This window comes from Aeromonas piscicola (assembly GCF_000820005.1).
Taxonomy (GTDB): Bacteria; Pseudomonadota; Gammaproteobacteria; order Enterobacterales; family Aeromonadaceae; genus Aeromonas; species Aeromonas piscicola.
In genome coordinates this window covers 1-2042 of sequence record NZ_CDBL01000064.1, presented here as the reverse complement: position 1 = coordinate 2042, position 2042 = coordinate 1, and the positions used below count along the sequence as shown (strand labels likewise).

General features: G+C 58.2%; 4 protein-coding genes. 1 reads left to right on the top strand and 3 read right to left on the bottom strand.

The features are described from left to right. A partial coding sequence (locus BN1128_RS16305; RefSeq protein WP_042870675.1) for a PLDc N-terminal domain-containing protein occupies positions 1 to 543 on the bottom strand: 543 nt, incomplete at its 3' end. Between the two features lie 97 nt (positions 544 to 640). On the opposite strand from BN1128_RS16305, the gene BN1128_RS16300 reads away from it, so the two are divergent. After that, positions 641 to 1183, top strand: coding sequence for a YceB family lipoprotein (locus tag BN1128_RS16300; RefSeq protein ID WP_026080151.1), 543 nt, complete (start codon positions 641 to 643; stop codon positions 1181 to 1183). A 4-nt stretch (positions 1184 to 1187) separates the two neighbouring features. Here BN1128_RS16300 and BN1128_RS16295 read toward each other — a convergent pair whose 3' ends face one another. Together BN1128_RS16295 and BN1128_RS25525 are read right to left on the bottom strand one after the other, a co-directional pair. After that, complete coding sequence (locus BN1128_RS16295) at positions 1188 to 1628, bottom strand: GNAT family N-acetyltransferase (RefSeq protein WP_042870673.1); 441 nt, start codon at positions 1626 to 1628, stop codon at positions 1188 to 1190. A gap of 14 nt (positions 1629 to 1642) precedes the next feature. Continuing rightward, on the bottom strand, positions 1643 to 1828 hold the full coding sequence (locus BN1128_RS25525) for a hypothetical protein (protein ID WP_156140418.1): 186 nt from the start codon (positions 1826 to 1828) through the stop codon (positions 1643 to 1645). Positions 1829 to 2042 lie beyond the last annotated feature (214 nt).

The following is a 2042-nucleotide window of genomic DNA, read 5'->3' as shown; positions in this document are numbered from 1 at the left end:
GCCGCGCGCCGCCACCTCCATCAGCGCCTCGCACACCTCGTCGGCATCGCCACCCGGGTGCCAGATGTAGAACTCCAGATAGCAGGACTGGGAGGATTGCCGGATGTCGCGCACTATCTCGCGCAAGATGGATTCCGGCCTGCTCAGCAGCGTCATCCGGTTGCCGGAGAGCATGGGCATGGACAGTCGGCTCTGGATAAGATCGTGCAACGGCTGGGCCTTGCTGCCCACCTCGCAGCAGTGCTGGGGGAAGAGGCGGGCCAACTGGCGGATCCAGATGGCGTAAGGCCGGTACATGGCCTGGGCCCGTTCGGCGCGACGGCGGCCGAGCCGGATCTCGCCAAACAGCACGTAGAAACCGACCCCGGCAAACGGGATGGCGTAGATGAGGGCCAGCCAGGCCAGCGAGACGCCGATGGGGCGCCGTTTCATCACCACCCGCAGGGAGACTCCCGTCACGATCACGGTGTGAAATAGCAGCAGCAACCAGCCGAGGAACTGGGAAAACAGCAGCTGGATGTCGTGCTCCAAGCCATTGATCAAGAGAACTCCTTGTACACCAGAGTGACATGCAGTGGGCAGATCCCACGGGGCCAGGATGGTATGCTGTAAAACACACCCATTCTATCAGGTCGTTAGCATGATCCTGCAATCTATGCTGCTGAGTCTGGCCATGCTAGGCCAAGGCTCATATGACATCAATGAGCAACAGATAAACCAGTACCTGCAATCTCAGGTACAAGTGAACAAACAGCTGGAGCTGCCCGGCATCATCAAGGCCCATGTGCAGCTCGAGCAGAGCGACGTCCAGATCGGGCGCCAGAGCCCGGATACCGCCCGCGTCTATGGCAAGGGCAAGCTGAAGATCGCCCTGCCGGATCAGACTGAATACGACGCGCGCCTGAACATGACCTACGAGGCCAGGCCGCGCTATGACAAGGCCCAGAGCGCCCTCTTCCTCGACAACATGAAATTGATTGAGTACAAGCTGGAGCCAGAAGCGGCGCAGCAGAAGTTCGGCTTCATGCTCGGCATGCTGCTGCAGAGCATGGAGAAACGGCTGGAGACCCAGCCTGTCTATCGCCTCAACGACAAGGACCCGAACCAGGCCTGGCTGAAAGAGAATCTGCTGGGGCTTGAGCTGTCACCGGGCAAGATCCACCTGCTGACCAAGCCCCAGTGAACCGTCAGTTGTAGACGGGGGCCTTGGCCTGACGCACCAGCAGCTCGATCTGGTAACCCTGTTCGCGCTGCTGGTCATAGAGGGAGAAGAGCGGGCCATCCAGCTCGTGCAGGGGCAGGTCGGCAAAACCGGCCTTGAGGTAAAACGGCTTCTCGAACGGCATTGCCTGGCACACCACCGGCTTGTCCAGCAGATCGTTGCAGGCGTGCTGCAACAGACGGGAGCCCAGTCCCAGCGACTGGTAATGGGGCAGCAGGCGAAAGCCGCACAGGTGATAGTAATCCTGTTCGTCGCGCAGACGCACGGCTCCCACCAGCCAGTGAGCGTCGCGCACCACGAAGATACGCTCGGCCAGATCCGGCACGTAATGGGAGAAAGTGGTTTCGTAGTAGTCCCTGATCAGGGAAAGATCCGCATCACAGTACTCTTCGAAGGTGAGCTCCATCGCCCGCTTGCTTATCACACCCGTTCCATCCTTGGCCACTCGGCCCAGTCCTCAATATTCAGTTGCAGATCGGCAAGAGATCCGACCACATTAACCAGCAAGATATCACGCCTTTTAGTAACAAAAAAGCCAATAACAGCCCCTGCTTGCGCACTTTTCAACAGGCAACTGGCTGCAGAAACCGGGGGCAATCCTATCATGGTATCCCCCGCACGGGCACTGCTTGCTCGATCCGCCGGATTTTACGGCAAGGCCTCACTCACTCGTTAACAAGTGGCTGATTTAGCATCAGAAACTATTTTCGTAAACATTTGTTAACAATCGACCCTTATCATCCACTGCAAAGAAAAGCCCCATTCGAATAGCAATTCTGGCCCGTCACCCTATGGTGAAGCCTTGGCATAGCATCGCGCT